Source organism: Paenibacillus sp. J31R30, assembly GCF_059692115.1.
Map to the genome: position 1 here is coordinate 101,772 of NZ_JCAUAV010000003.1, position 24,849 is coordinate 126,620.

General features: G+C 43.8%; 31 protein-coding genes, 1 tRNA gene and 1 other annotated feature. Of the genes, 29 read left to right on the forward strand and 3 right to left on the reverse strand.

Translation table 11 applies throughout. From position 1 onward, the window contains the following. Nucleotides 1–45: 45 nt before the first annotated feature. The gene (gene serA / locus AC58QO_RS12110; RefSeq protein WP_497265702.1) at nt 46–1,626 is read right to left on the reverse strand and encodes a phosphoglycerate dehydrogenase; all 1,581 of its coding nucleotides are present in this window, start codon (nt 1,624–1,626) and stop codon (nt 46–48) included. Between the two features lie 71 nt (nt 1,627–1,697). Then, nucleotides 1,698–1,933 (reverse strand) — a binding site (T-box leader). 238 nt (nt 1,934–2,171) lie between these two features. On the opposite strand from serA, the gene AC58QO_RS12115 reads away from it, so the two are divergent. After that, nucleotides 2,172–2,495, forward strand: coding sequence for a rhodanese-like domain-containing protein (locus AC58QO_RS12115; RefSeq protein ID WP_497265704.1), 324 nt, complete (start codon nt 2,172–2,174; stop codon nt 2,493–2,495). Nucleotides 2,496–2,549: 54 nt separating this feature from the next. On the opposite strand, the gene AC58QO_RS12120 is transcribed toward AC58QO_RS12115, so the two are convergent. Beyond that, nucleotides 2,550–3,473: a hypothetical protein gene (locus AC58QO_RS12120; RefSeq protein WP_497265705.1), complete on the reverse strand. Its 924-nt coding sequence runs from the start codon at nt 3,471–3,473 to the stop codon at nt 2,550–2,552. Between the two features lie 92 nt (nt 3,474–3,565). Between AC58QO_RS12120 and AC58QO_RS12125 the strand changes: the two genes are divergently transcribed. Both AC58QO_RS12125 and AC58QO_RS12130 read left to right on the forward strand, forming a co-directional pair. Further along, complete coding sequence (locus tag AC58QO_RS12125) at nt 3,566–4,174, forward strand: CPBP family intramembrane glutamic endopeptidase (protein ID WP_497265707.1); 609 nt, start codon at nt 3,566–3,568, stop codon at nt 4,172–4,174. After that, nucleotides 4,171–4,377, forward strand: a complete 207-nt coding sequence (locus AC58QO_RS12130; protein WP_497256911.1) for a hypothetical protein — start codon at nt 4,171–4,173, stop codon at nt 4,375–4,377. The genes AC58QO_RS12125 and AC58QO_RS12130 overlap by 4 nt, the downstream gene beginning before the upstream one ends. A gap of 62 nt (nt 4,378–4,439) precedes the next feature. Here the strand turns inward: AC58QO_RS12130 and AC58QO_RS12135 are convergent, their stop codons facing one another. After that, entirely contained in the window at nt 4,440–5,297 is an 858-nt protein-coding gene (locus AC58QO_RS12135; protein WP_497265709.1) for a polysaccharide deacetylase family protein, read from the reverse strand. Nucleotides 5,298–5,472: 175 nt separating this feature from the next. Between AC58QO_RS12135 and AC58QO_RS12140 the strand changes: the two genes are divergently transcribed. The 26 genes from AC58QO_RS12140 (at nt 5,473) to mtrB (ending at nt 24,771) form a co-directional block, all read left to right on the forward strand. Then, complete coding sequence (locus AC58QO_RS12140) at nt 5,473–5,784, forward strand: hypothetical protein (protein ID WP_497265711.1); 312 nt, start codon at nt 5,473–5,475, stop codon at nt 5,782–5,784. 249 nt (nt 5,785–6,033) lie between these two features. Beyond that, entirely contained in the window at nt 6,034–6,639 is a 606-nt protein-coding gene (locus tag AC58QO_RS12145) for a genetic competence negative regulator (protein WP_497265713.1), read from the forward strand. Between the two features lie 107 nt (nt 6,640–6,746). Further along, nucleotides 6,747–7,517, forward strand: a complete 771-nt coding sequence (gene prsW / locus AC58QO_RS12150; RefSeq protein ID WP_497265715.1) for a glutamic-type intramembrane protease PrsW — start codon at nt 6,747–6,749, stop codon at nt 7,515–7,517. 68 nt (nt 7,518–7,585) lie between these two features. Next, complete coding sequence (locus AC58QO_RS12155) at nt 7,586–7,744, forward strand: hypothetical protein (protein WP_497265717.1); 159 nt, start codon at nt 7,586–7,588, stop codon at nt 7,742–7,744. A 165-nt stretch (nt 7,745–7,909) separates the two neighbouring features. After that, the gene (ypeB, locus tag AC58QO_RS12160; protein ID WP_497265719.1) at nt 7,910–9,280 is read left to right on the forward strand and encodes a germination protein YpeB; all 1,371 of its coding nucleotides are present in this window, start codon (nt 7,910–7,912) and stop codon (nt 9,278–9,280) included. A gap of 91 nt (nt 9,281–9,371) precedes the next feature. Further along, nucleotides 9,372–10,034 carry a flagellar brake protein gene (locus tag AC58QO_RS12165; RefSeq protein WP_497265721.1) on the forward strand — a complete coding sequence of 221 codons (663 nt, stop codon included), beginning with the start codon at nt 9,372–9,374 and terminating at the stop codon, nt 10,032–10,034. Between the two features lie 67 nt (nt 10,035–10,101). After that, nucleotides 10,102–10,326 (forward strand): hypothetical protein, encoded by a 225-nt coding sequence (locus AC58QO_RS12170; RefSeq protein ID WP_497265723.1) that lies wholly within the window; start codon nt 10,102–10,104, stop codon nt 10,324–10,326. Nucleotides 10,327–10,465: 139 nt separating this feature from the next. Further along, the gene (gene cmk / locus AC58QO_RS12175; RefSeq protein WP_497265725.1) at nt 10,466–11,149 is read left to right on the forward strand and encodes a (d)CMP kinase; all 684 of its coding nucleotides are present in this window, start codon (nt 10,466–10,468) and stop codon (nt 11,147–11,149) included. Between the two features lie 2 nt (nt 11,150–11,151). Further along, a complete protein-coding gene (locus tag AC58QO_RS12180; RefSeq protein WP_497265727.1) occupies nt 11,152–11,733 on the forward strand; it encodes a lysophospholipid acyltransferase family protein in 582 nt (193 codons plus the stop codon). Between the two features lie 151 nt (nt 11,734–11,884). Continuing rightward, on the forward strand, nt 11,885–13,198 hold the full coding sequence (gene rpsA, locus AC58QO_RS12185; RefSeq protein WP_497265729.1) for a 30S ribosomal protein S1: 1,314 nt from the start codon (nt 11,885–11,887) through the stop codon (nt 13,196–13,198). A 29-nt stretch (nt 13,199–13,227) separates the two neighbouring features. Then, nucleotides 13,228–14,286 carry a type 2 isopentenyl-diphosphate Delta-isomerase gene (gene fni, locus AC58QO_RS12190; RefSeq protein ID WP_497265731.1) on the forward strand — a complete coding sequence of 353 codons (1,059 nt, stop codon included), beginning with the start codon at nt 13,228–13,230 and terminating at the stop codon, nt 14,284–14,286. Between the two features lie 128 nt (nt 14,287–14,414). Then, a complete protein-coding gene (locus AC58QO_RS12195; protein ID WP_497265733.1) occupies nt 14,415–15,041 on the forward strand; it encodes a YphA family membrane protein in 627 nt (208 codons plus the stop codon). Between the two features lie 133 nt (nt 15,042–15,174). Then, the gene (der, locus tag AC58QO_RS12200) at nt 15,175–16,500 is read left to right on the forward strand and encodes a ribosome biogenesis GTPase Der (protein WP_497265735.1); all 1,326 of its coding nucleotides are present in this window, start codon (nt 15,175–15,177) and stop codon (nt 16,498–16,500) included. A 13-nt stretch (nt 16,501–16,513) separates the two neighbouring features. After that, nucleotides 16,514–17,116 (forward strand): glycerol-3-phosphate 1-O-acyltransferase PlsY, encoded by a 603-nt coding sequence (gene plsY, locus AC58QO_RS12205; RefSeq protein WP_497265737.1) that lies wholly within the window; start codon nt 16,514–16,516, stop codon nt 17,114–17,116. 41 nt (nt 17,117–17,157) lie between these two features. Next, nucleotides 17,158–18,183, forward strand: coding sequence for an NAD(P)H-dependent glycerol-3-phosphate dehydrogenase (locus tag AC58QO_RS12210; protein WP_497265739.1), 1,026 nt, complete (start codon nt 17,158–17,160; stop codon nt 18,181–18,183). 111 nt (nt 18,184–18,294) lie between these two features. Further along, nucleotides 18,295–18,561, forward strand: coding sequence for a stage VI sporulation protein F (locus tag AC58QO_RS12215; RefSeq protein ID WP_497267462.1), 267 nt, complete (start codon nt 18,295–18,297; stop codon nt 18,559–18,561). Nucleotides 18,562–18,667: 106 nt separating this feature from the next. Continuing rightward, nucleotides 18,668–18,847, forward strand: coding sequence for a DUF2768 family protein (locus tag AC58QO_RS12220; RefSeq protein ID WP_497265741.1), 180 nt, complete (start codon nt 18,668–18,670; stop codon nt 18,845–18,847). A gap of 21 nt (nt 18,848–18,868) precedes the next feature. Further along, nucleotides 18,869–19,162, forward strand: coding sequence for a 2Fe-2S iron-sulfur cluster-binding protein (locus AC58QO_RS12225; RefSeq protein ID WP_497265743.1), 294 nt, complete (start codon nt 18,869–18,871; stop codon nt 19,160–19,162). Between the two features lie 25 nt (nt 19,163–19,187). Next, nucleotides 19,188–19,778: a nucleotidyltransferase domain-containing protein gene (locus AC58QO_RS12230; RefSeq protein WP_497265745.1), complete on the forward strand. Its 591-nt coding sequence runs from the start codon at nt 19,188–19,190 to the stop codon at nt 19,776–19,778. A 30-nt stretch (nt 19,779–19,808) separates the two neighbouring features. Then, nucleotides 19,809–20,159 (forward strand): 2Fe-2S iron-sulfur cluster-binding protein, encoded by a 351-nt coding sequence (locus AC58QO_RS12235; RefSeq protein ID WP_497265747.1) that lies wholly within the window; start codon nt 19,809–19,811, stop codon nt 20,157–20,159. A 25-nt stretch (nt 20,160–20,184) separates the two neighbouring features. Further along, entirely contained in the window at nt 20,185–20,922 is a 738-nt protein-coding gene (locus tag AC58QO_RS12240; protein WP_497265749.1) for a YphF family lipoprotein, read from the forward strand. A gap of 251 nt (nt 20,923–21,173) precedes the next feature. Then, entirely contained in the window at nt 21,174–22,652 is a 1,479-nt protein-coding gene (gene spoIVA, locus AC58QO_RS12245; RefSeq protein WP_028554281.1) for a stage IV sporulation protein A, read from the forward strand. A gap of 247 nt (nt 22,653–22,899) precedes the next feature. Beyond that, nucleotides 22,900–23,172, forward strand: a complete 273-nt coding sequence (locus tag AC58QO_RS12250; RefSeq protein ID WP_056614405.1) for an HU family DNA-binding protein — start codon at nt 22,900–22,902, stop codon at nt 23,170–23,172. Between the two features lie 166 nt (nt 23,173–23,338). Then, nucleotides 23,339–23,412 (forward strand) — tRNA-Pro (locus AC58QO_RS12255). A gap of 98 nt (nt 23,413–23,510) precedes the next feature. Beyond that, complete coding sequence (locus AC58QO_RS12260) at nt 23,511–24,437, forward strand: phosphatase PAP2 family protein (protein ID WP_497265751.1); 927 nt, start codon at nt 23,511–23,513, stop codon at nt 24,435–24,437. A gap of 76 nt (nt 24,438–24,513) precedes the next feature. Continuing rightward, the gene (mtrB, locus tag AC58QO_RS12265) at nt 24,514–24,771 is read left to right on the forward strand and encodes a trp RNA-binding attenuation protein MtrB (RefSeq protein WP_497265753.1); all 258 of its coding nucleotides are present in this window, start codon (nt 24,514–24,516) and stop codon (nt 24,769–24,771) included. The last annotated feature ends 78 nt before the right edge of the window (nt 24,772–24,849 follow it).

The following is a 24,849-nucleotide window of genomic DNA, read 5'->3' on the forward strand; positions in this document are numbered from 1 at the left end:
AATATTCAGATAAAATCTTGTTGTTCGTGAAACAATTTGTGCTTATTAGAGCGTAAGGGCACGAACATTCACGATTTCATCTAGCTTCGTAAGATCAGCTAATACTTCAGCAGGAGCTGTTTTATCAATCGTCAATACCATGATTGCGGAGCCGCCGATCACTTTACGACCAACCTGCATTGTCGCGATGTTAACTTGGTTGCTTCCTAGCAATGTACCAACGCGGCCGATAATCCCTGGTTTGTCGTTGTGGGAGATAAGCAACAAGTTACCTTCAGCAGCGAAGTCAACTGGGTATTGATCGATACGCACGATGCGCTCGCCAAAGCCAGCAAGTAATGTACCTGCAAGAGTTTTCTCTTCTTGCTTCGTTTTTACAGTTACAGTAACAAGGTTAGTGAAGCTGTTGGATGCGTTCGATTTTTGCACGACGATGTTCACACCGCGTGATTTAGCAAGATGCATCGCATTGATAATATTGATGGATTCCAATTGGTTTTGGAAAATACCTTTTACGATATAACGATTTAACGGACTTGTATCTACATCCATCAAATCACCCGCATAGTTAATGACGATTTCGGAAACTGCACCTTGGGCAATTTGACCAAGTACGGAACCAATTTTTTCACCAAGACTGAAGTATGGTTGTAGTTTGTTAAGCACATCAGCAGGAACTGGCGGCATGTTAACTGCGTTTTTAAATGGCTCGTTACGAAGAATGTGAAGCACTTCCTCGGATACGTCGATCGCTACGTTCTCTTGCGCTTCAATTGTAGATGCCCCAAGGTGAGGAGTTACGATCACTTTCGGATTCGTCAAGAAAGGGTGATCCTTCGCAGGCGGCTCTACTTCGAATACGTCGAAAGCTGCTCCTGCAACGATGCCTTGATCAATCGCTTCTACCAATGCTAGCTCATCGATAATTCCGCCGCGAGCACAGTTGATGATCCGGATGCCTGGTTTCATTAATTCGAATTGTGGTTTCGCGATCAAGTGACGCGTTTCCGGCGTAAGTGGCGTATGAACCGTAATGAAATCAGCTTGTGAAGCGATTTCGTTAACGGAACCTAGCTTTACACCCATTTTCTCAGCACGCTCTTCTGTCAAGAACGGGTCGTAGCCGATAACTTCCATGCCAAATACTTTCGCGCGTTTCGCTACTTCACTACCGATACGTCCCATTCCGAGAATACCTAACGTTTTGTTGCGAAGCTCAACGCCGATGAATTTACGATCCCACTCGCCGCCAACTGTCTTCTTGTACGCTTGTGGAATCATACGAGCTGTTGCCATCATCATAGCGAAGGTAAGCTCGCAAGTTGCGATTGTGTTACCATCAGGTGCGTTGATAACGATAATTCCGCGTTTAGTTGCTGCTTCCAAATCGATATTGTCAACACCGACACCAGCGCGGCCAATTACTTTCAACTTCGTGCCAGCAGTCATGATTTTTTCTGTTACTTTTGTTTGGCTACGAACTAAGAGGGCATCGTACTCACCGATAATGGCAATGAGTTCGTCTTCGGATAGACCAGATTGCTTAACCACTTCAACATCAGCTGCATCATAAAGCATTTGAATTCCCATGTCACTAATTGGATCGGATACTAGAACTTTGAACATAATTCGTTTCCTCCTTAGATTTGAACATAAAAAAACTCCCAGCCCTCGGACACAGACAGTTAGCCTGTAGCCAAAGGGACGAGAGATTGCTTTCGTGGTACCACCCTAGTTCGCTGCCCATTCGCATGGATAGCCTCATTTGGTCTTGCGACCTGGAACTGTAACGTGTCCCTAACCCGATTGCATCTACTACTTACTTTCAATGCAATAACTCTGGAGTGCTCCGCAATTAGTTCGCTACCGATTCTCACCAACCATCGGTTCTCTGAAAGCTACTTTATTTGCTTGGCTCCGTCAACGCTGTACTGTGATATAGAATTTTTACTAGATTACCATGCGTTCGAAATCGTGTCAATACATGTCGAACGATTTTTACGGAAACGTCATAATTGTTCGGATTGACAATCAATTTGAAGCTTTTCGTTTATTTTAAAGGAAGAATGTTCAGAAAGCAATGGTATTTTGTTAATATTTGAGCCTCTTTTTCGGGTGTGGTACAGTAAATGGAAAGATCTTAGTTCATGGAAACAGGAGTGTGTCACAAAATGGAAATCAACCGCATTTATCCGCAAATATTTCTCCAAGCTGTTGAAGAGAAAACACTAGGCAATAGTGTCATTATTGATGTAAGAGAACCTCATGAATGGGAGTACTATCATATGGAAGAAGCGAAATTAATACCTATGCAACAAATTCCGCTGCGTATGGGCGAGCTTCCGGAAGATGAGAACATTTATATCGTATGTGCACATGGGATGCGCAGCATGCGTGTAGCGGAGTACTTAAAAGAGAATGGCTTTGATCGCGTTATTAATGTAGACGGGGGAATGGCGGCAATTGCCATGTTCCGCGGATTCCAGTACGACTAATCGAAAAAGCTGATGATTTGATCATGTAATATGACCAAATCATCAGCTCTTTTTTCAATTCACATCCGAGAAGAATGGCAACTGCGGCAGCGTTTCATTGGCGTACCATTTCGCTTTACCTTTAACAAAGTCGCCTTGACGAACTGCATTTGTACTTAACAATAATTCCATCGTTTGATTCACATCGTTCACGTTTAATTTCTTTGCTTGTCCTGAAGCGATGAATTCATCAATTCTAATCGTTAAATCTTGCGGATAAAAGGGTGAAAATGCCTTGTTTTTCAATAACTTTGCTGTAATGTAGACATTCTTCACGTTGAAATTCATGGCACGCCATTGATCTAGATTGGCATTATTGTTTGAATCGAAATATTCGATATCCGGATCCATCGTGCCATTCCAAACTAGAATAGAGTCGAAGTAATTTTTTTGAGCGGTTAAGGCTTGTGTTTTGGCTTCAAGGAAGTACGCATCCTTCTGGATGGCGTCTAGCAGCTGCGAATGACTCTGTGCGTTAGCTTTCGATTGGAAGTTACCCAAAGCATCAGCGAACAGCTTCAAGCTTTTGAGATAGCCTTGGTGTGATTGTACCAACAGTGGTGAAGAAGCAGGCATGTTTTTAGACTGAAGTGTGTTGTATTTATCAGCTGCAATTTTACTAAGCTCTTTCAGTACCGCGGAAGCATCCACTGCGGCGTTGTCCATCTCAATTTGACTCAATAATTCAAACCATTTATTCTGAAATTCCCTAAAGGGTAAAAAGATGGTATGGTAATATGAGACTAAAACTTGTTGGTCATATGCTCCTATTTCAGGTACTGCTGCTGCTTGATCAGCGTGTAGTATTTTATCGTATTTTAAATATGATTTCGCTTGCCCTAATCGCAAGCCATAGAAAAAAGCGCCAAGGATACAGACCAGCATAAATATAAACATGAGGGCAAATAAATAATCAGTGCGGGTAAGACGCTTCTCCATAAATCTAGCTCCTTGTTGTCTCTTATATTTGTTTTAGTATAGGTCATACAGCAATAAAAAGGAATAATATAAGGAAATGAGGATTGCTTCCTTTGAAAAAATTCGATTTTAAGAACCTTCGTATAGGGAAAGTCGATATCAATGAACTGAATGACAAGACGTTATTACTGAATCTTTACATTACACAACTACTTACGCTTATTATCGGAATTATCATCTTGATTTTTCAGAGCAATTCGAAGATTCTTTCCGCGTTATCGTTCCAAGGAGGCTGGGGAGTTCTCATTTGGGGTTGTTTATTTGCCATTGCAGTGCTTGGTATAGACTTACTTATTTCTCGGTGGGTACCCAAAGAAGTCTCAGACGACGGCGGCATTAATCAAATGCTTTTTGGAAATAGAGCCCTTTGGCATATTGCACTTATTTCGTTAATAGTATCTGTGTGTGAAGAGGTCCTATTCCGCGGCGCGATTCAACATGCTTGGGGGCCCTATTGGACCAGTATTCTGTTTGCTGCCATTCACGTTCGTTACTTACAGCATTGGCTCATGACGGGGATGGTTTTCTGTATTAGCTATGGCTTAGGTTGGATTTACCTTCATACGGGAAGCCTATGGACACCTATTATTGCTCACTTTATGATTGATATGGTGATGGGTTGCATTTTACGGTTTAGTAAGGAGGAAGATCAAGGTTCATGAGTCTAGGAGAAAGAGTAGCTTCGAGGTCTAATCCGGGTATGGAGGAGAAGCAGGAGGATGATACCTATTTACCGCCGCGTAGAGCCGTACATCCTTCAGAACAAGGTAAATGGACGAATCTTTTCTATATGACGCTGCTTTGGTTATTTATTGCGTTGGTGGTGAGTTTAACTGTTTGGGGGATTAAGTACTCGAAGTTGTAAGTCAAATAAAATGAGCCATACGATTCCACGAGAAAGTGGCAGCCGTATGGCTCTTATATGTTTTATCTCATTTCAAGCTCAATCGCGTTCGGATCTACGAAAGAATATCCTTTTTCCTCTAACTTAATTAGCAGCGTATCTAGGGCACTCACCGTCCAAGGAAGCTCATGCATGAGGATGTTGCTGCCATTATGAAGCTGCTGCATCACGTTCTCGATCACTTTATTGGAATCGTTATTTTTATTTGTCATATCCCAGTCTAAAGAACCATTTGACCATGTCATATAGAGCATTTTGTTGTTCTTTACCTTTGTTTTCAAATAATCATTGCCTGAACCAAATGGAGGTCGGAAAAACTGCGGAGCCTGCCCCGTTATTTCTTTCACGATTTGCTGGACATCATCGACTTGCTTATCGATCTTCTCAACCGGCATATCCTTCAGGTTGTCATGATCCCAAGCATGGTTGCCAATGATATTACCGCTGTCATGGACAAGCTTAACGAGCTCGGGCTTCTGCTTAATGCGATAGCCGTTCATAAAGAAGATCGCTTTGGCCTTATGTTTCTTCAAAATATCAAGGAGAGATTGATTCATCGCTTGCTCTTTCGGTCCATCATCAAAGGTTAAAAGGACGACTTTTTTATTGCCATTGGGGTCGTTCGGCACGATATCATAGTTTTTGTTCATGTGATAGGTCTTCTGAACTATCTCCTGAACAGGTGCCGTCGGTGTTGGTGACGGTGACGGTGACGGTGAAGGAGTCGCGGTAGGTGTCGGAGTGGGACTCGGACTTGCTGTCACTTGCGCTGTTGGCGCCAAGCTCGAAGTCGCAGCCGGACTTGTTTCGGTTTGATTTGCACTGCAGGCAGTCATTAGAAGCAGGACTGTTAAGAGCAGTGTGCTTGCTTTCTTTGTCATGATTCGTCTTCTCCTCAGATCCTTACATGTTAGTCAACACTTATAGTACCACAATTGTGATCACATTTCGCAGATGTCCTTTCTCCTATGTTTTCCTTCTCAAGTAGTGTATGTCCACTTCTAAACTCGCACAACCTAGAAAGGATTCAAACTACTTATCATGGAGGGAGATCCAATGAAATTAGGAACATTTATGCTCGGCGGTATTGCTGGAGCGGCTGCTGTTATTTATCTTAATCGTAAAAGTAAATCACTGCTCTTCTCGGCGTTTAGTTCGTCAAGTGATTCGATGGGTCACATGATGGATAAGGCAAAAGACACCTTTGGCAGCAAATCATTTGGTGAGTCCACAGCCAAAAGTTTCTCATCGACGAGTACAAATGGGCTAAACCAAGTAGAAAAAATTGTTAAAGAGGATCCCCATTTGAAGGCAACCGTCAATGAAATCCTGCAAGATAATAAAGCGAGCACCGCTACAATTCAATAACCATAAGCGCTCAGCGCAGTCAGGCATACCCACGGGGCCGGCTGTGCTTTTTCTTTTTATACATAACTATCGCGTGCAATTGGTTTGAATTAGTGTTAACATGATAGGTGAAAACAATAGATGGATGCATGTCCATTTATTGATTAGTGGTTCACCTTTTTATTTTTCTAACATATTCTGATTGAAATAAGGTGACCATGCTTTCGATGCAAGCTTTCCCATTTGGAGAGCTCAAAGGAGGATCCTATCATGAAAATAGAACGCTTAAGTCAGGATAAGATACGGATTTTCCTAACATTCGATGACTTAACTGAACGTGGAATTCAAAAAGACGACATGTGGAGAGAAATTCCGAAAGTGCACGAGTTGTTTAGTGAAATGATGGATCAAGCTTATTCGGAGCTCGGATTTGACCCGTCCGGTCCGCTTGCTGTTGAGGTATTCGCACTCCCAGCGCAAGGTATGGTTGTCATTGTGACCAGAGGAAAGCTTGATTTGTATGCAAGTTCTGATGCATATGATGATCACGAAGCTGAAGAAGTGTACGAAATGGAAGTTACGCTTGAACAAAGCGATTTGATCTCCTATGCTTTCCGTGATTTTGAAGATCTGCTGCGTGTATCCAAAGTAATTAATCCCCTTCTTATGGAAGGTGGTACCCTTTATTCGTATAAAGGGAAATATATTTTACAGTTAGAACCTGTTGACCTTGAAGAAACCAAGTATCAAGCGCTAATCGCTGTCTTGTCTGAATTCGGTGAAGCCTCGTCTGTTACGCAAGCCGTTCTTGAGGAATACGGGAACACGATTATTGCAGATGATGCCGTGAAGGTGCTTTGCCGCCATTTCAAATAAACGGGGACTCACGTCCTTCTGCCGTAGAATGAAACAAGCATCTCCAAAAACAACCGTTTTTGAGGATGCTTGTTTTGTTTTCCATTAATACGCTTAAGGGGTATATCGTGTTACACGTAGATATGTCTGGAGAGAACGATTATAATAGAGGCATGTATTTCAAAAAAGAGGGGAGCTGGAACATGCATATCGTGCCTATTTTATTGGCAGCCATAGCCCCAGGTCTCTCATTGCTCGCTTACTTTTATCTCAAGGATCGGTACGAAACGGAACCTATCCATTTAGTGATAAGGATGTTTCTATTCGGTGTACTTCTCGTGTATCCCACGATGGTTCTGCAGAATGCGCTCATCCAAGAGTTCGGCAACGGCACAATTATGACTTCTTTCTTTCTCTCTGGAGGGGTGGAGGAGTTTCTGAAATGGCTGATTCTGTACAATCTCATATTCCGGCATGAAGCCTTTGATGAGCCTTACGACGGGATTGTCTATGCGGTGGCAGTAAGTCTCGGTTTCGCAACCTTGGAGAATATCATTTATGCCTTCCTGCATGCTTCTTCCTTCTCTGCTTTGATGCTTCGTGCGCTTCTACCCGTATCGGGACACGCCTTATTTGGTGTTATGATGGGGTATTACATGGGTAAAGCTAAGTTCAACCCGCATAAGCAAACGAGATATCTATGGATATCGCTGCTTCTGCCGATTGCATGGCATGGCGCCTTTGATTATATTTTGCTCATTTTCAAAACAGGATGGATTTGGATCATGATTCCGCTCATGACCTTCCTCTGGCTGCGTTCTATTTGGCGAGTGGATCGTGCGAATGCGCACTCCCCTTTACGAGTTGTGACCGTGGATGAAAAGATTAAAATGGGTTGAATTGGGTCATAATGACTGTATAAATGGTGAACTCCATACATGGATGGGGAACGACCGGGAGGGTTTACATGTCATTAACGACGCGCGTGAAAGTGAAGATCCGATGTCGAATATGTGGTGAGAAGTTCGTATTGCGAGGCAAACAGGAAAAAGACAAAATTGAAACTGGATTTCGTCAATGCATATGCAGCAATGAGCATGATTTTGAAATAGAGACTGAAAGCTAGTAAGAGGCCATTCTTCCGAATAGGCTTCTTTTTGTATATATCATGTCTAGATAAACGCCCCCGTCCATGAGGATGTTGTGGGCGTTTATTTTATGTCACTCCTGCATAAACCTGCCTCCACGCGTAAAAACTAAGCGCAAGATTGGGTATGAAAGGAGCAATTCTGTGTATAAAAGATTAAGTATTGTCATGTTTCCTTTTCTATTGCTGGCATTAATCGGGGCTTCTGTGTGGGGGTATTTAGAGCACCAAGAGAAGAATACGATTCTAATTAAAGCGGAGAATCAGTACCAACGCGCGTTTCATGATCTGTCCTTTCACATGGATAAGCTACATACAGAGTTAGGCAATACACTGGCTGTGAATGAATCTTCGGAGCCATCTTATCGGAAGGGTTTGGTTAATGTTTGGCGATTAACGAGTCAAGCGCAAAGTGACATCACCCAATTGCCCTTGATGCTGCTGCCTTTTAATAAAACAGAGGACTTCTTAGCCAATATGGCTAATTTTTCCTATCGGATGTCCGTTCGAGATATGACGAAGCAGCCCTTAACGGATGCTGAAAAGAAGACATTGAATACACTTTACGCACATTCTGCTGATATTACGAAAGAAATTCGCGGTGTGCAAGATAAAGTCATTGCCAATAATTTAAGATGGATGGATGTTGAGACTGCGCTGGCATCCGAGAACGAAATGCACGACAATGCGATTATTGATGGCTTTAAGATTGTGGATAAGCAAGTTGGTGGCTATGACGAATTGAATTGGGGGACAGGCAGCTTAAATGTGTTCTCCAAAAATGATGTCAAAATGCTTACGGGCAATGATATGACGGCTGATCAAGTCAAAAAGAAAGCCGTAGAATTCCTTGGTATTCAAGATTCGAATGGCATTAAAGTTGTCGAAAACGGAGGAAACGCTCCTGAATTTCAAAGCTTTAGTGTGATCATACCGAGCGGTGATAAATCGAAAACGGATACGCAAATGGATTTTACCAAAAAGGGCGGCCATCTGATTTATTTCATGAAGTCACGTGATGTTCCTGCCGCTAAGTTTAATCTACGTCAAGCAAGAGATATTGCGAATGAATTTCTGGATCAGCACGAATACAAGGAACTAAGCGCGATAAGTTATGATCAATACCAAAATACTGCGACCATTCAGTTTGCTAAGAAAGAAAAGGATGTCACTATTTATCCTGAACAAGTTACGGTTAAAGTTGCTTTGGATACGCTTGAAGTGACAGGGCTTCAGGCTACGAATTATATTTATTCGCAAAAGAAGCGTGAGATCGGTCAACCGAAAATTACGGTGGAAGAAGCGCGTAAGCATTTGAATTCTAAAATGAAGATTACAAGTGAATCACTGGCTATCATTAAGAATGATCTGGATGAAGAAGTGCTTTGCCATGAATTTATCGGTACGCTGAATAACAACATTTATCGCATTTATGTGAATGCGGATGTGGGGATGGAAGAGAAAATTGAGACCATTCGGCATGATCAAGTGGAAGCTGCCAAAGGAGCATCATAGTCAAGTTAGAAGCGGGATAGGATCCTGCTTCTTTTTTTTTCTATCTAAATGGTGATGGCATGGTATAATTGACGTATATTACTTCGCGGAGGTGCGGAAATTGCTTCCTAAGGTCAACCAGATTTTACATATGCAAATGAATAGTATTGACGAAGAAGAGTCCAAAATCGAATATAAGTCAAGAATTGCTGATGTAACAGAAAGCGCAATCATCATTGAAATCCCGCTTAATGAGAAGTCGGGACGTCTGAAGAAGTTGTATCAGGGAGATGAAATTAGCGCTCATTTCCTAGGACAAGGCGGCGTGAAGCACTATTTCACAACGGAAGTTATTGGTTTCACGGAGGATGTAATTCGCTTAATTGAATTACGAGTCCCAGAGTTAAGTGCGATTACACAAATTCAACGAAGAAATTTCCTGCGGGTTTTGGCCGAACTAGAAATTGCAGTGAAACTTAACGATCAGATCCAATTCATTGGGTTAACCGATGATGTCGGCGGTGGCGGCATTTCGTTTATTTGCGATGGTCATATCCCGATTGGTTTAAATGCCATTATTTCATGTTGGGTACTTGCGCCATTCAAGAATGGTACAATCGAGCACATTCCATTCACAGGGGAAGTTGTCCGCGTGAAAGTAACTGAGACAGGCAAGCAGCTCGTTATGATTAGATTCGCAGAGATTGCTGACAGAGAGAGGCAGAAGCTGATTCGTTTTTGTTTTGAAAGGCAAATGGATTTCCGCAAACGCTAAGGATTGAGAGTGGGATGCAACGGGTATACTGCTATGCATAATCGGATGCTAGCAGGAGCGTGATCTCATGTCGAAGGAGCAAGAGCGTGAACCCTATGAGCAGTTATTTATTCGGTTCTCTGCCAAAGTAGAGAAGATCATCATTAGAGCCGTGCTTGTTGTTGTAATTCTGCTGGTTTGTGTACAAGCTTTGCTTCAAAATGCGTACATACGTAAGCATTTCACCCGTGTAGAGCCCCTAGAAGGTCAGCCGTATATCGTGCCGGATCGTGCCCCAAAAGAACGCTCATAAGCGTATGGAAGCAAGGTGCGGTGGAACCCAAGTTTTGCATATGACCCTGTAGTGTGCTATAATTTCTAGTAATTAGCAGGCAAGTGCCTGCTTTTTTGTACGTAAGGTACTGTGAAGTATTGTTAGGAGGAACAGCAGCTTGGATAAGTTCAATATTGCCATAGATGGTCCTGCTGGAGCCGGTAAAAGCACCATTGCACGGCTAGTTGCCGGTGCTCTTGGTTTCATTTATGTGGATACAGGAGCCATGTATCGAGCAGTAACGTGGAAAGTACAGCAAGAAGGGCTGCTACCTGAGCAAGAAACAGAAGTGGCTGCGCTCGCCAATCGCATGCAGATTGAGCTCATTCCTGGGGATGAAGGACAACAGGTATTCGTAGATGGTGTGGATGTGACGAAAGCGATTCGTTCTACGGACGTTACGACTCATGTCTCGCAAGTTGCCAGTTACGGTGCTGTGCGTCATTTGTTAGTTGCGTTACAGAAGCAAATGACCGTTTCCAAAGGCGTAGTTATGGATGGCCGTGACATTGGAACGCATGTCATGCCAGATGCGGAAATTAAGGTTTTCTTAACAGCAAGTGTGAAGGAACGTGCTGAGCGCCGATTCAAGGAGTTACAAAACAGTGGTACGAACACACTGACTCTTGATGAGCTGGAGCAGGATATTGCACGTCGTGATCAATTCGATGAGGCGCGGGAAATTTCGCCGCTGCGTCGGGCACATGATGCCGTGTTAATGGACAGTACGTCAATGACGATTGAAGAAGTTGTGGACGAAATCCTTGGGCTTTGCAAGGACAAAGTCGGAGGTGGCAAATAAAGATGCTATATCGCATCGGAAGAGCCTTATTTCGATTCATTTTCACTGTATTTTTCCGGATGCGTGCGATTGGAATGGAGAATGTTCCAACACAGGGCGCTGTTGTACTGTGTGGTAATCATACAAGCTTTTTGGACCCTCCTTTCTTAGGAACACCGCTGCGGCGGAAGGTACATTTTATGGCCAAGGCTGAGCTGTTTGATATCCCTGTGCTAGGATCTATCATTTCCAAAGTAGGCGCATTCCCTGTTAAGCGCGGAGGCGTGAGCAGAGAGTCGATCCGACTTGCTGTGCAACTGCTTCGTGATGGCAATATGCTAGGTGTTTTTCCAGAAGGATCTAGAAGTAATGCGGGTGGGATGGGTAAGAAAGGCGCAGCTAGTCTTGCATTGAAATCGGGTGCAGCAGTCGTGCCGGTAGCCATCGTGGGTACCTATTCAATTTTCCGCCGTATGACGATCGTTTATGGGGCGCCGCTTGATTTGACTGCATATGCAGGTGCTAGCTCAGAAGATTTGGAGCAGGCGACAGAAGCAATCATGAAAGAAATCCGCCGACTACATACAGTTACTAGTAAAGGCTAATAAGCAAATGTATGGAATCGAAAGCTTGGAATTATACTATCCTTAAAGTGATTTGAACTTATTGTTGTGTTTGAAACAGAGTAGGAGTTCGTCTGCTGCTTTGTGACTTATAAATTATTTTTGTTGGTTGTAAATAGAGGAGGCTAATCTCATGTCAGATGAAGTAAAAGTTGAAGATCAATCACAGGAAGCTCAAGAAACAGCCGTTTCACAAGCAGAAGCAGAGCATGCGCTTAACAATGTTGCTGTGCTGAAGAAAGGCGCTACAGTTAAAGGCAAAATCGTTAAAGTAGACGCTGATCAAGCTTTCGTGGATATCGGTTACAAATACGATGGTGTCATCCCTGTTCGTGAGCTTTCATCCGTAAGTTTGAACGATGCTGCGCAAGCAGTAGAGCTAGGTCAAGAAGTTGAATTGAAGATCGTTTCCATTAACGATGCGAAAGAAACATTGGTATTGTCCAAACGTGTCGTTGACAATGAAAAAGCTTGGGAAACGCTGCAAGGACAACTCGAAAGCAAAGAAATTATCGAAGCTGCCGTTGCTGAAGTTGTTAAAGGCGGACTTGTCGTGGATATTGGTGTGCGTGGTTTCGTTCCAGCATCCATGGTTGAGCGTCAATTCGTTGAAGATTTCTCCGCATACAAAGGCCGCACTTTGCGTCTTCGTGTGAAAGAAATCGATCGCGAGAAAAACAAAGTCATCCTTTCCCAAAAAGATATTTTGGATGAAGAGTTCGAATCGAACAAAAAGAAAATCATCGAAGGTCTTCAAGTTGGCCAAGTACTAGAAGGTACGGTTCAACGTTTGACACAATTCGGTGCATTTGTTGATATCGGTGGTATTGATGGTCTTGTTCATATTTCCGAGCTTGCTTGGCAGCATGTTGAACAAGCATCTGATGTTGTTAAAGAAGGCGACAAAGTTAAGGTTCAAATTCTTAAACTTGATCCGTCCAATGACAAAATCAGTTTGAGCATCAAAGCTACACAAGCTGGTCCTTGGTCCAATGTTGAGAATGATTTCAAAGCTGGTGACATCGTAACGGGGACAGTTAAGCGTCTTGCAGCTTTCGGTGCATTCGTTGAAGTGGCTCCAGGTGTAGAAGGTCTAGTGCATATTTCCCAAATTGCACACCGCCACATCGGTACGCCACATGAAGTATTGAAAGAAGGTCAAGAAGTACAAGTGAAAATCTTGGAAATCAACTTGGCTGAGAAACGCGTTAGCTTGAGCATTAAGGATACAGAAGATGCTCCTGAAGCACCAGCTGGTGCAGCGGCTCCTGCGGTTGCTGGTAAACCAGATAGAGAAAGACAACCACGCGGCGATCGTGACCGCGGCAACAGTGCTAGTCACCAAAAAGAAATCGCTGGTAACGAAAACGTTTCTCTAAGCAATCAAGGTTTGTCCATGACACTTGGTGAGCGTTTTGGAGATAAACTAGCTAAATTCAAAAAATAAATAGATCCAATTTCTAGGAGGGTACAGAAATGCGCATCTCACGCAAAATGGAGCATGTCCATTACGCGCTGGAGCTTGGTCAAACCTGTGAGCAAGGGCTGACGGATATCAAGCTTGTGCATAACTGTCTTCCTGAGACATCGACGGATCATATTGCTTTAACAACAACAATCGGCGATCTCATTATGAGTTCGCCGATTTTAATTAATGCAATGACCGGCGGCGCTCAGGAAACAGAAAGCATTAATCGCGAGTTGGCCATTCTTGCCAGGGAGAAAGGCATGCCGATGGCTGTTGGTTCCCAGATGTCAGCTATTAAGAATAGCGAAGTGGCATCCAGCTATCAAATCGTGCGGCGCGAGAATCCAAACGGCATGATCTTCGCGAATTTGGGCAGCGAGGCGACAACAGAACAAGCGCTGCGCGCCATAGATATGATTGAGGCGAATGCGCTTCAAATTCATTTGAATGTCATGCAAGAGCTGATTATGCCAGAAGGTGACCGCAGCTTCGTAGGTATGCTCGGACGAATTGAGAGTATTGTTCGCAATGTGTCTGTTCCGGTTATCGTGAAAGAGGTAGGCTTTGGCATCACACGTGAAAATGCGAAACAATTGCGGGATATTGGTGTACAGATTATCGACGTCGGTGGTTCTGGCGGAACGAATTTTGCAGCTATTGAGAATGCGAGAAGACCATCTGCTTTAGCATGGCTAAACGATTGGGGAACTCCGACAAGTATGACTTTGTTAGAAGTGCTTTCCGTTTATCCTTGGGGTTCTGTCATTGCATCGGGCGGGATTACAAATGCTTTGGAAGCTGCTAAAGCTCTTTCGCTAGGTGCCTCTGTAGTTGGTATGGCAGGTGCGTTTCTTAAAGTATTGCGTTCAGACGGTGTAGATGCCCTTCATGTGTATGCCGATGAGCTTCACCAAGGACTTATCTTAATCATGACGGCGCTAGGCGCCAATTCGATTCAAGCTTTGACACATTGCCCAGTAGTAATCATTGGAGACACGGCTGAATGGTGTCGTACACGAGGTATTGACTTAACTTCATATGCAGGGCGAAGCAATCCGAGTAAATAATCAAAATATTGCCATACTAAGGATCAGGCAGATCTCCCTTATATCGTGAGGGGGAGTCTGAAGATCCGTTAGCATCTCGATGTCGATAAGTTGTCGTTGCATGCTACGCAGGCTAGGGTGGTTTGATTATGAATGCCGGTTATCTCTCGCTAATCCTTCTTTGCATCACGTTGATCTTGCTGGCCAGCGGTTGGAAGGAGCTGTACGTCAGAAGTATATCGCATAAGGGCATGCTTCTTTTTTTTGTCTCATGGCTTATAGGAACACGAATTACGATAACCATACACAATGTCCATATTCAGCTTGTATATGTCGTTGTACTTACGATTTCATTCAGCATTCTTTATGTCACACAAGGCTTTATACATAAGCTTCATCTGCTTTCTATCGGTCTACTGATCGGTTCTCTCCATTTTCTATTTCAACAACTTCTCGAGATGGATCCCATATTAATCATTCGAAACTCAGAATGGCAGACCGCATTGTTACTTGCTATCGTTGCCGTTGTTGTGCAGCGCAGCGCTTGGGAGCAGATTGCCGCGCTTTCGATTGGGTATCTGATTGGAGATATGTACCAAGCTGGAATCCATGAAGTGGATGGCTTTCATCAGTTGGGCATGGCAACTTTTCAAGATCAATGGTGGCTTTCGATCTTCACAGCGAGAACAATAACGATCATCGTACAGACTGCTTATAGCAGTTGTCGAAATGTCATACGAAATTGGATTGGCCGTAGTAGGAGCAGATGGAAATAATGAAAACCTCATAATGCGAAGCGCTATTTTGGTGAAGTCTCAAAAGAGATTAGCCAAGGCGTCTATTTTTTGTTATGATGTAAGTTGCGTAATTTTCCATGTGTATTCATGGAATTCGAAGGAGTGATGTAAATTGGCTAGACCCGTACTTGCAATTGTAGGCCGACCGAATGTCGGCAAGTCCACCATTTTTAATCGAATCGTAGGCGATCGCATGGCGATTGTAGAAGATAAACCAGGAGTCACACGAGATCGTTTATATGGTGTAGGTGAATGGCTGAATACCTCATTCAGCGTTATTGATACTGGTGGTATTGAAATTGATGGCGAAGATGTGATCCTGAAATCTGTTCGTGTACAAGCTGAGCTAGCGATCGAAGAAGCGGATGTTATCGTGTTCATGGTTGACGCGAAGGCAGGGGTTACTCCGTCTGATGAGGAAGTTGCACAGTTGTTGTTCCGCTCCAAGAAGCCTGTTGTTCTTGCCGTGAACAAAGTGGATAATTTGGCGCGTCAAGATGATATCTATGAGTTCTATTCTCTTGGTTTCGGTGATCCAGTAGGGATATCCGGTTCGCACGGAATTGGGATTGGTGATCTGCTTGAGGTTGTGTGTAATTTATTCCCGGATAAATCCGATGATGAGTACGGCGAGGAAGTTGTGAAATTTGCTCTGATTGGCCGCCCGAACGTAGGCAAATCATCAATGACGAACGCGATTCTTGGTGAAGAGCGGGTTATCGTGAGCGATGTTGCAGGAACAACGCGCGATGCGATCGATACTCCTTTTGAACGTGATGGACAGAAGTTCGTTATCATTGATACGGCAGGTATGCGTAAGCGTGGTAAAGTATATGAGAACACAGAAAAATATAGTGTCATGCGTGCCATGAAAGCCATTGAGCGTGCAGATGTCGTATTGGTCGTAATTGATGGTCAAGAAGGCATTATTGATCAAGATAAACACATTGCGGGATATGCGCATGAAGCAGGAAAAGCGATCGTGATTGTCGTAAATAAATGGGACATTGTAGAGAAAGATGATAAAACGATGCAGCATTTCACGACCACGATCCGTGATCATTTCTTGTTCTTGAGTTACGCACCGATTGTGTTTGTATCAGCCAAAACGACACAGCGGCTTCATAAATTGCTGCCTGTTATCGTACAAGTAGCGGAGAATCATGCCCTGCGTGTACAAACACATCTTCTTAATGATGTTGTTTCTGATGCTGTTGCCTATAACCCGCCGCCAACAGATAAAGGGAAACGTCTGCGGATTAACTATGTAACACAAGTGGCTGTTAAGCCGCCAGTCTTCGTTCTCTTCGTGAATGAGCCTGAGCTCATGCATTTCTCTTACGAACGATACCTGGATAATAAAATCCGTGCTGCCTTTGGTTTTGAGGGAACACCCATTCGTATCTTGAGCCGTAGGAAAACTTCGGACAAAGAATAGGAGATGTTGCACATTGCTTTCGATAATAACAATTGTATTGGGCTATTTATTAGGATCCATAAGCTTTAGTTATTTATTCGGAAAATGGATTAAGGGCATTGATATCCGCAAGCACGGCAGCGGGAACGCTGGGGCCACGAATACGCTCCGCGTACTGGGGAAGGGGCCAGCAATCCTCGTCCTGCTGCTGGATGGCTTCAAAGGTGTCGCAGCGGTCTTACTAGGGGCTTGGGTTGCCTCAGGACCGGATGAGATCTGGATCCGCGTTTTATGTGGTTTGGCAGCGATTGTAGGGCATAACTGGCCTGTCTATTTTGGCTTTCGGGGTGGTAAAGGAATTGCAACTACCGTTGGGGTCATGGCTACACTTTGCTTCCTTCCTACGTTGATCGCGGGATTAACTGCCATAGTCATTATTGCTGTCACACGATTTGTATCGTTAGGCTCCCTTATACTTACTGCACTCTTACCTTTTCTTATTTGGGGAATGGACCGGCCTTTACCAGTTTTGTGGATAAGTATTTTACTATGTGCTTTTGCTTTCTTACGTCATCGGACGAACATTGTGAAGCTTATTCAGGGGAAAGAAAACAAGCTGGGCCAAAAAAGAGCCTAACGAATGTGTTCTAAAAACATCTACGCATAGGAGGGGAAACCGTGACACAAAAAGTATCGGTCCTTGTAGCTGGAAGTTGGGGGACGGCACTTGCCTCCGTATTGGCGGATAATGGAAAAGAAGTACTTCTATGGACTCGTAACGAAGAACAAGTGGTGGAAATCAATGAAAAGCATACGAATAGTCGGTTTCTCAAAGATATCTCGCTTTCTCCTTCGATTATAGCTACGAATTCCTTGCAGGATGCTGTGCAAGATGCGGATGCCATTATCATGGTTGTGCCATCTGCGGGCATGCGTGAGGTAGCTTCACGAATTCGTCCCTTTTTGAAGAAGGATGCACTTGTCATACATGCAACCAAAGGCTTTGAGACAGGAACGCTGAAGCGAATGACGGAGGTGCTGGCGGATGAACTGCCGGAGCTGGATCCGAAGCGATTTGTCGTTCTCTCAGGTCCAAGTCACGCCGAAGAAGTGATTCGTAAAATGCCGACTACGGTTGTTGTGGCCGCGCAAGATTTGAAAGCTGCAGAGGCTGCGCAAGATTTGCTCATCACTGGCTATTTCCGTGTGTATACGAATCCGGATGTGACAGGTGTGGAGGTAGGCGGAGCGCTGAAGAATATCATCGGGCTTGGTGCTGGACTAACGGATGGTTTGGATTTCGGTGATAATGCCAAAGCAGCGCTTGTTACACGTGGGCTTGCAGAAATTACTCGCTTAGGCACTGCGATGGGGGCGAATCCATTAACCTTTGCTGGTCTAGCTGGAATCGGCGACTTAATCGCAACCTGCACGAGTCAACATAGCCGGAATTTTCGGGCAGGCTATCAATTAGCCAAAGGTATTCCTTTGGACGAGGTGCTGAAAGAGATGGGGATGGTTGTAGAAGGCGTGAAAACGACGAAAGCAGCCTATGACCTGTCGCGACAATATGATGTCACCATGCCGATAACGAATGAATTACATAACGTTCTTTTCGAAGGAAAATCACCACAGCTTGCCGTACGTGACTTAATGGGACGCGTCCGGACACATGAAATGGAAGAATTACCGATGACGAGATAACAAAAGGTTCGAGATAGCCTACACCAGATCTTCTCCGCATTCATACTATACCCTATCAGCAGTTCTTATTAGCTTAGGGTATAGGAGGCGGCACAATTGGCGAATAAAGATATGTCGAAGGACGTATTGAGTGTGGTCAAGAAGAAGACGGGCAAATCCGTTACATCTAAAGATATCGAAAAAATTGCAAGCGGTGTGAAACCTTCTACAATGCAGAATGAAGCCCAATTAAGGGCACTCATTAAGCAGGTCTCAGGTTTAGTTAACGTTAAGGTATCGGAAGAAACCATTAATGATATCGTTCAAGCCGTTAAAAGCAGTAAACTTGATACCAATAACATGCAGCAATTAATGAGTATGATGTTGGGTAAGAAATAAATGGCATGAAGGGGAGACGCCTCCCCTTTATGCTTTTTTTCTTTTTCTGTGCTATACTTACATGTGTTTCATTTTCACCATTTATTACATAAGGAGTTTTATTCGAATGACACCTTTAGACAAAATGTGGGCCTCATTTGTAGCGATGGGCTTGATGGTTGCTGCATCTTTTTTAATTTCATATGCTCGAACAAGAACCAACGGTGTATGGCGAGGTGTGCTTTCTATAATCGCCTTTTTAATGTTTATCCCCATTTTACTATTCATGCTATCTTCTTTGTTTTAACTTACCGGAGGGGAAATCATCATGTTAGAATTGAAAACACGCAAAACACAAATGCAAGTTACGCCGGAAACCGGATTAACTATTTTGGATCATGCTTTGAAAGCCGATGTGGATTGGGGATTTTCTTGCACACGAGGTACCTGCGCCAGGTGTCGCTGTTATGTAGCTGTAGGCCGCGAGATGCTTTCTGAGGCATCAGAAGCGGAAGAGGATCGATTAGAGCCTGAAGAGCTTGAACAAGGCTACCGACTCGCCTGTCAGTGCGTAGTGAAGCAAGTAGGAACCATTGCAGTTACGCATAAGCCTTATTTTTAAAATTAACTGCCTGAAAGGTGTGGGCATGATGAAACTGCTGGAGCCACTACTCCCGTCGATTTCGACTATTCATACACGGTTACAGCATGCTCAAGATGTGCAATGGCTGATTGGCGGAAGCTGCGGCCTGCTGATGCATGGGGTCGATATAGGAAGAAGTCCAAGAGATTTGGATATCTACATAGATCTGAAGGATGTCCAAATGGTGCATGCGTTGCTGCAGCCTTACGCGATTGATACCCCTGAATTTAGCGAAACGCCAATTTATTCTTCGATGCTGAGTCATTATCTCATCGATGGTCATGCGGTGGAGGTTGTTGGGGATTTTAAAGTAAAGGCATTGGGTTCGTTGTATCGAGTCGAGGTTGCGTATCTAGAAGAAAACTATCAATGTCAAGCTATTGTCGAGGCATGGAAGGTTCCCCGGATGCCGCTTGCGCATGAGTTTCTCTTTAATGTTCTTCGCAACCGCCCGGATCGCTATGAACCCATTCTTAGAACGATGGTAGATAAGCCCGAAAGCCATATGCCAGCATTAACGGATTTGATGAACCGGAATGACTGGGGTCAAGAATTTCATGCGAAGATGAAGGAATTGATAGATTGGCGCCGATAAACAGACAAGCGGTCCAATAAGAAGGTGACAATGATGAGTGTTTTTGAGGTGCATTTTTGGCCAGACGACAGAAGAATCAAAGTAAGAGCGGGCACAACTTTATTGGATGCAGGGAACAAAGCTAAGGTTCATATTCGTACACGTTGTGGTGCGAAAGCAGCCTGTTTAATGTGTAAAGTTAAGGTGAATGATCAAAGTGGTCTTGCGCCACCCAATACGAATGAACGCTTGAAACTGGGTTCTCTAGTAGACGAAGGGATTCGTCTTGCTTGTCAAGCGCGAGTAACAGGTGCCGTGCAGGTGAACATTCCAGAAGATCCGTTAAAGGCAGCCATACGTGCTCAACTTGCCAGACAAGCGGAGGACGATGGTTCAATATAGACGAGATAGGATGGTTGAATTGTTAATGAAACGAAAAGGAACCCAAGGTAGAAGCTTGCTTCTGATGCTTATCTTGGTTATTTTGCTTACAGGTTGTGCGTATCCGCAAGAACTTAGAAAAGAGAATCAAATCAATCCTGCTGAATTTATAACAGTCGTTCAACAGGCGGTAGATAGCTATCATGATAAAACAGGCGTGCTTCCCATCAAAAATAGTGATATGACGACACCTCTCTATGAGAAGTATGTGATTGATTTTCCTAAACTTAAGAAAACGAATCTGCTGAGCACAGTGCCTGCCAATGCTTTCGAGAGCGGCGGCGTGTTCATCTACGTACTTGTGGACGCAGAAACGAAGCCAGTAGTGAAGCTGATGGACCTATCTGCTCATCAAAGTGTAGAAGATGTACAGAAGAAAGTGAATGATTACATTGCGAAGCATGGCGGAAATATGCCTCAGGGTGTTTCGCTGAATGACGCATTTGCTTATGTTGACTTCAAGGTGCTTGGGATGAAAGAGCCCGATATTAAATCTGTCTATAATCGAAAAAATGCGATAACGTATATCCTGAATAAGCAAACGGGAGAAGTCTCTATCGATTATGCGATGGATATTAACTCGTTTATTCAGAACAACGCGTTAGTAAGCTCGTTAAAGCCCGATCAAGATTTACGGCAGATTCTCGTAGATAAATCCTACTTCGTACCGATTCGCAGCGTTTCATATACGTGGAAAGATAATCAGCCTTTGCCTCAAAAGTAGTCATAGTATCACCCTCTTCCCATGCCTGGGAGAGGTTTTTTTGTCTTTCTAGAATAAGCGCAACCGACTCATCATATATTCTTTCGAAAGCCGTATGTGCTTCATAAAATATGAGCGAAAAAAAGTTGGAACGCATCTATCATATTTCTATCGAAAGTACATATATTTTTACTAGTCCAAATGAATGTACGAGTAGTCAATTGTTACCGTCACTAGCGTCAGTTGACGACCAAACTGTAGGAGGGATTCTCTTGGAGAAAGTGGATATCTTTAAGGACATTGCAGAACGAACGGGAGGGGACATTTACCTGGGGGTTGTCGGCGCAGTCCGGACCGGGAAATCAACCTTTATTAAGCGTTTTGTGGAATCTGTAGTGCTTCCGAACATTCAAAGCGAAGCGGATAGGATCCGGGCTACCGATGAACTCCCGCAGAGCGCTGCTGGCCGCACGATTATGACAACGGAGCCGAAATTCGTACCGAATACGGCGGTTCAAATTTCTGTGGCCGAGGGGCTGAACGTAAATGTTCGCCTTGTTGATTGTGTTGGATATGCAGTCGATGGCGCCAAAGGCTATGAAGACGAGAACGGACCTCGGATGATCAACACGCCATGGTTCGATGAGCCAATTCCTTTCCAGGAAGCGGCTGAGATCGGAACACGGAAAGTCATTCAGGAGCATTCCACATTAGGTGTCGTTGTTACAACAGATGGCACGATTTCGGATATCCCTAGGTCTTCGTACGTATTAGCTGAGGAAAGAGTTATTAATGAACTCAAAGAGGTCGGGAAACCGTTCATTGTGATCATTAACTCTCAGAAGCCTAACAGTGAGCCTGCACTCGAGCTGCGGAGCGAACTGCAAAGCCGCTACGATGTGCCAGTTGTCACAATGAGTGTAGCTAGCGCAGGAGAAGAAGAAATGGTCTCCGTGCTTCGTGAAGTCTTGTATGAGTTCCCTGTTCATGAAGTAAATGTGAACTTGCCTAGCTGGGTCATGGTGCTGGATGAGAATCATTGGCTGCGTACACAGTTCGAAGCATCCGTTCGCGATACGGTACAGGATATCAGACGCTTACGCGATGTGGATCGTGTTGTCAGTCAATTTGCAGAATATGAGTTTATTGACAGGGCTGCCTTAGCAGGGCTGAGTATGGGGCAAGGGGTTGCAGAAATTGACTTGTTTGCGCCAGATGAGCTCTATGATCGGATTCTCGTAGAAGTTGTAGGCGTTGAAATTCGCGGGAAGGATCATCTCCTCCAACTCATGCAGGATTTCACGCATGCGAAGCGGGAATATGATCAATTCGCTGAAGCGCTGGAAATGGTCAAAACAACCGGTTATGGGATAGCGCCTCCTACGTTAGCGGAGATGGCGCTTGATGAGCCTGAGTTAATCCGTCAAGGCTCCAGATTCGGTGTTCGCTTAAGAGCCACAGCGCCTTCTATCCATATGATCCGCGTAGATGTCGAATCCGAGTTCTCGCCGATCATCGGGACAGAGAAACAAAGTGAAGAGCTTGTCCGCTATCTGATGCAGGATTTCGAAGATAATCCGTTGAAGATTTGGGAGTCCGATATTTTCGGAAGATCACTTCACTCAATTGTCCGCGAAGGCATTCAAGGTAAACTTGCCCAAATGCCAGACAATGCGCGGTATAAACTCCAAGAAACACTTGGACGTATTATCAATGAAGGTTCAGGTGGCTTGATCGCCATTATTTTGTAGGAAAATGTGGACAAAAAACACTCGAAAGAGTGTTTTTTGTCGTTTTCTAGCGGAAAGTCCCACATATAATGGAAATAGATACTTGAAATTGCTCCCTGAGTGTATTACTATGAATTTATTCGTCTGCTTTCAAAGTTCATTTTGCTTAGAAAATCAACGATTTTTCCGATGTTTATGTATAATTTCTGGGAAAACGGTGAAAACAGGAAGTAACGGAAGTGAGAAATCTTGGGGGGAGGTGAATGGCATGAATAAATCTGAATTGATTAACAAGGTTGCGGAAACCTCAGAGCTTTCCAAGAAAGACGCAACGAAAGCAGTAGATGCTGTTTTTGATGCAATTTCTGAAGCATTGCAAGGTGGAGATAAAGTGCAATTGGTTGGATTTGGTAACTTCGAAGTTCGTGAACGTTCTGCTCGTAAAGGACGTAATCCACAGACTGGTGGAGAAATTGATATCCCAGCAAGCAAAATCCCAGCTTTCAAACCTGGTAAAGCACTTAAAGATGGCATTCAATAATTTGTATTTATACATAGGATTGAACGTTACATAATTATAAAGCCGTGGCCGCGAATTGCGGGTAACGGCTTTATTTGTTTTACCTGAAAATGGCTTTACAATTTGATAGTCTGCTACTATAATTACAAAAGTGAAAGCGTTATTCTTGGTTGTGAACGGGGAATGACGGGGTATGGCGCAGCTCGGTAGCGCGCACCCTTGGGGTGGGTGAGGTCGCACGTTCAAATCGTGTTACTCCGATTAAGATGAAGACATCGGTGTTCGATGTCTTTTTCTTTTGACAAGAAAGTCTGGTCAACACACGATAGTACTTTTTGGAACACGTAGGAGGTACAGGATTGAAGAAGTTAAAGCTGAACGACTTAGTGAAGTCACAAGACTGGACGATGTTTGGTATCATTGCTTCGATTTACTTGATCTGGAGAATTGGTACGGTTGGAAACTGGAGCACAGAATGCTGGATATTGTTGCTTATCTGTTTATTAGGTGTTCGGAAGGATCAGATTGATGTAGATTGGAAACGCTTTTTTTTGATTGGAATTCCACTTTTGGGTATTTTTTATTATTTTTACGGGACAGGCAACGGATTTTGGTGGAAAATTGCGAACTGGATGTTTGAAAATAATCGCCACCCATGGCGCTGGGACAGCTATATGAATGCCATCCCACTGAACACGGGAGGATGGGCTAGGTGGATTTCAACACCTTTTCTGGATAGAGCTATGGTGTGGGTTTATAATTATGGTTTCGTGCTATCGCTATGGATTTGTATTGTGAGAAGCTTCTGGACACGCAGTGTCAAAAAAATGTTATCTTATGCGCTATCCGGGCATATGCTGCAATTCCCGCTTATTTTACCTTTTTATAACCTCATCCTGCTTCATGAGGTTTGGTATGTCAATAAGCAACCTGACTTATTGCATCGCACCTTTGCGGATGAGAATTCTTTACTTGTGGCTGTTATGAATTGTTTCCCAAGTATGCACACTTCCATTTCGTTTGCGATGCTTCTCTTGGCGCTGCGTGAAAAGGATCGCATATTCAAATACATGATGGTCACGTATTGCTCCGCAATTATTTTCTCAACCATGTATTTGCAAATTCACTGGGTGATCGATGTTATCGCGGGCATGCTATTTGCCTATGGGACGGTTAAATTAACGGATCTGCTCATTCGCTTAGGCTCGACTCATGCATTGCCAGCGAAATTCAAACAATTTTACCGGAAACGTTCTAAATCAGCTTCTGCTGAATTATCCATCTAACACAGTTGACTTTCGGTTACTTTTTTTGGCATCATTAGATGTGAGAAAGAAGGCAAGGGAAGAGCGGAGGATGGATATGGAACAATCGAATAAATCGAATCAGTCAAATCAATCGAACTCGAACGGTAACGAGTATTTCGTGATTAAAGCCAAAGACAATGGTGTTCATGTGATTGGATTGACACGTGGACAAGATACACGTTTTCATCATACAGAGAAGCTGGACAAGGGTGAGGTCATGATTGCTCAGTTTACAGAGCATACATCCGCAGTTAAGGTTAGAGGCAAAGCTTTGATTATGACCAAGTTTGGCACGATCGATACAGAAGAATAAGAGATAATCCCAATAAATGGTTACAACGGCCTTCTTGGACGGGGCGGAGTGTTTATCAAGAAATATATCCAAGTTATC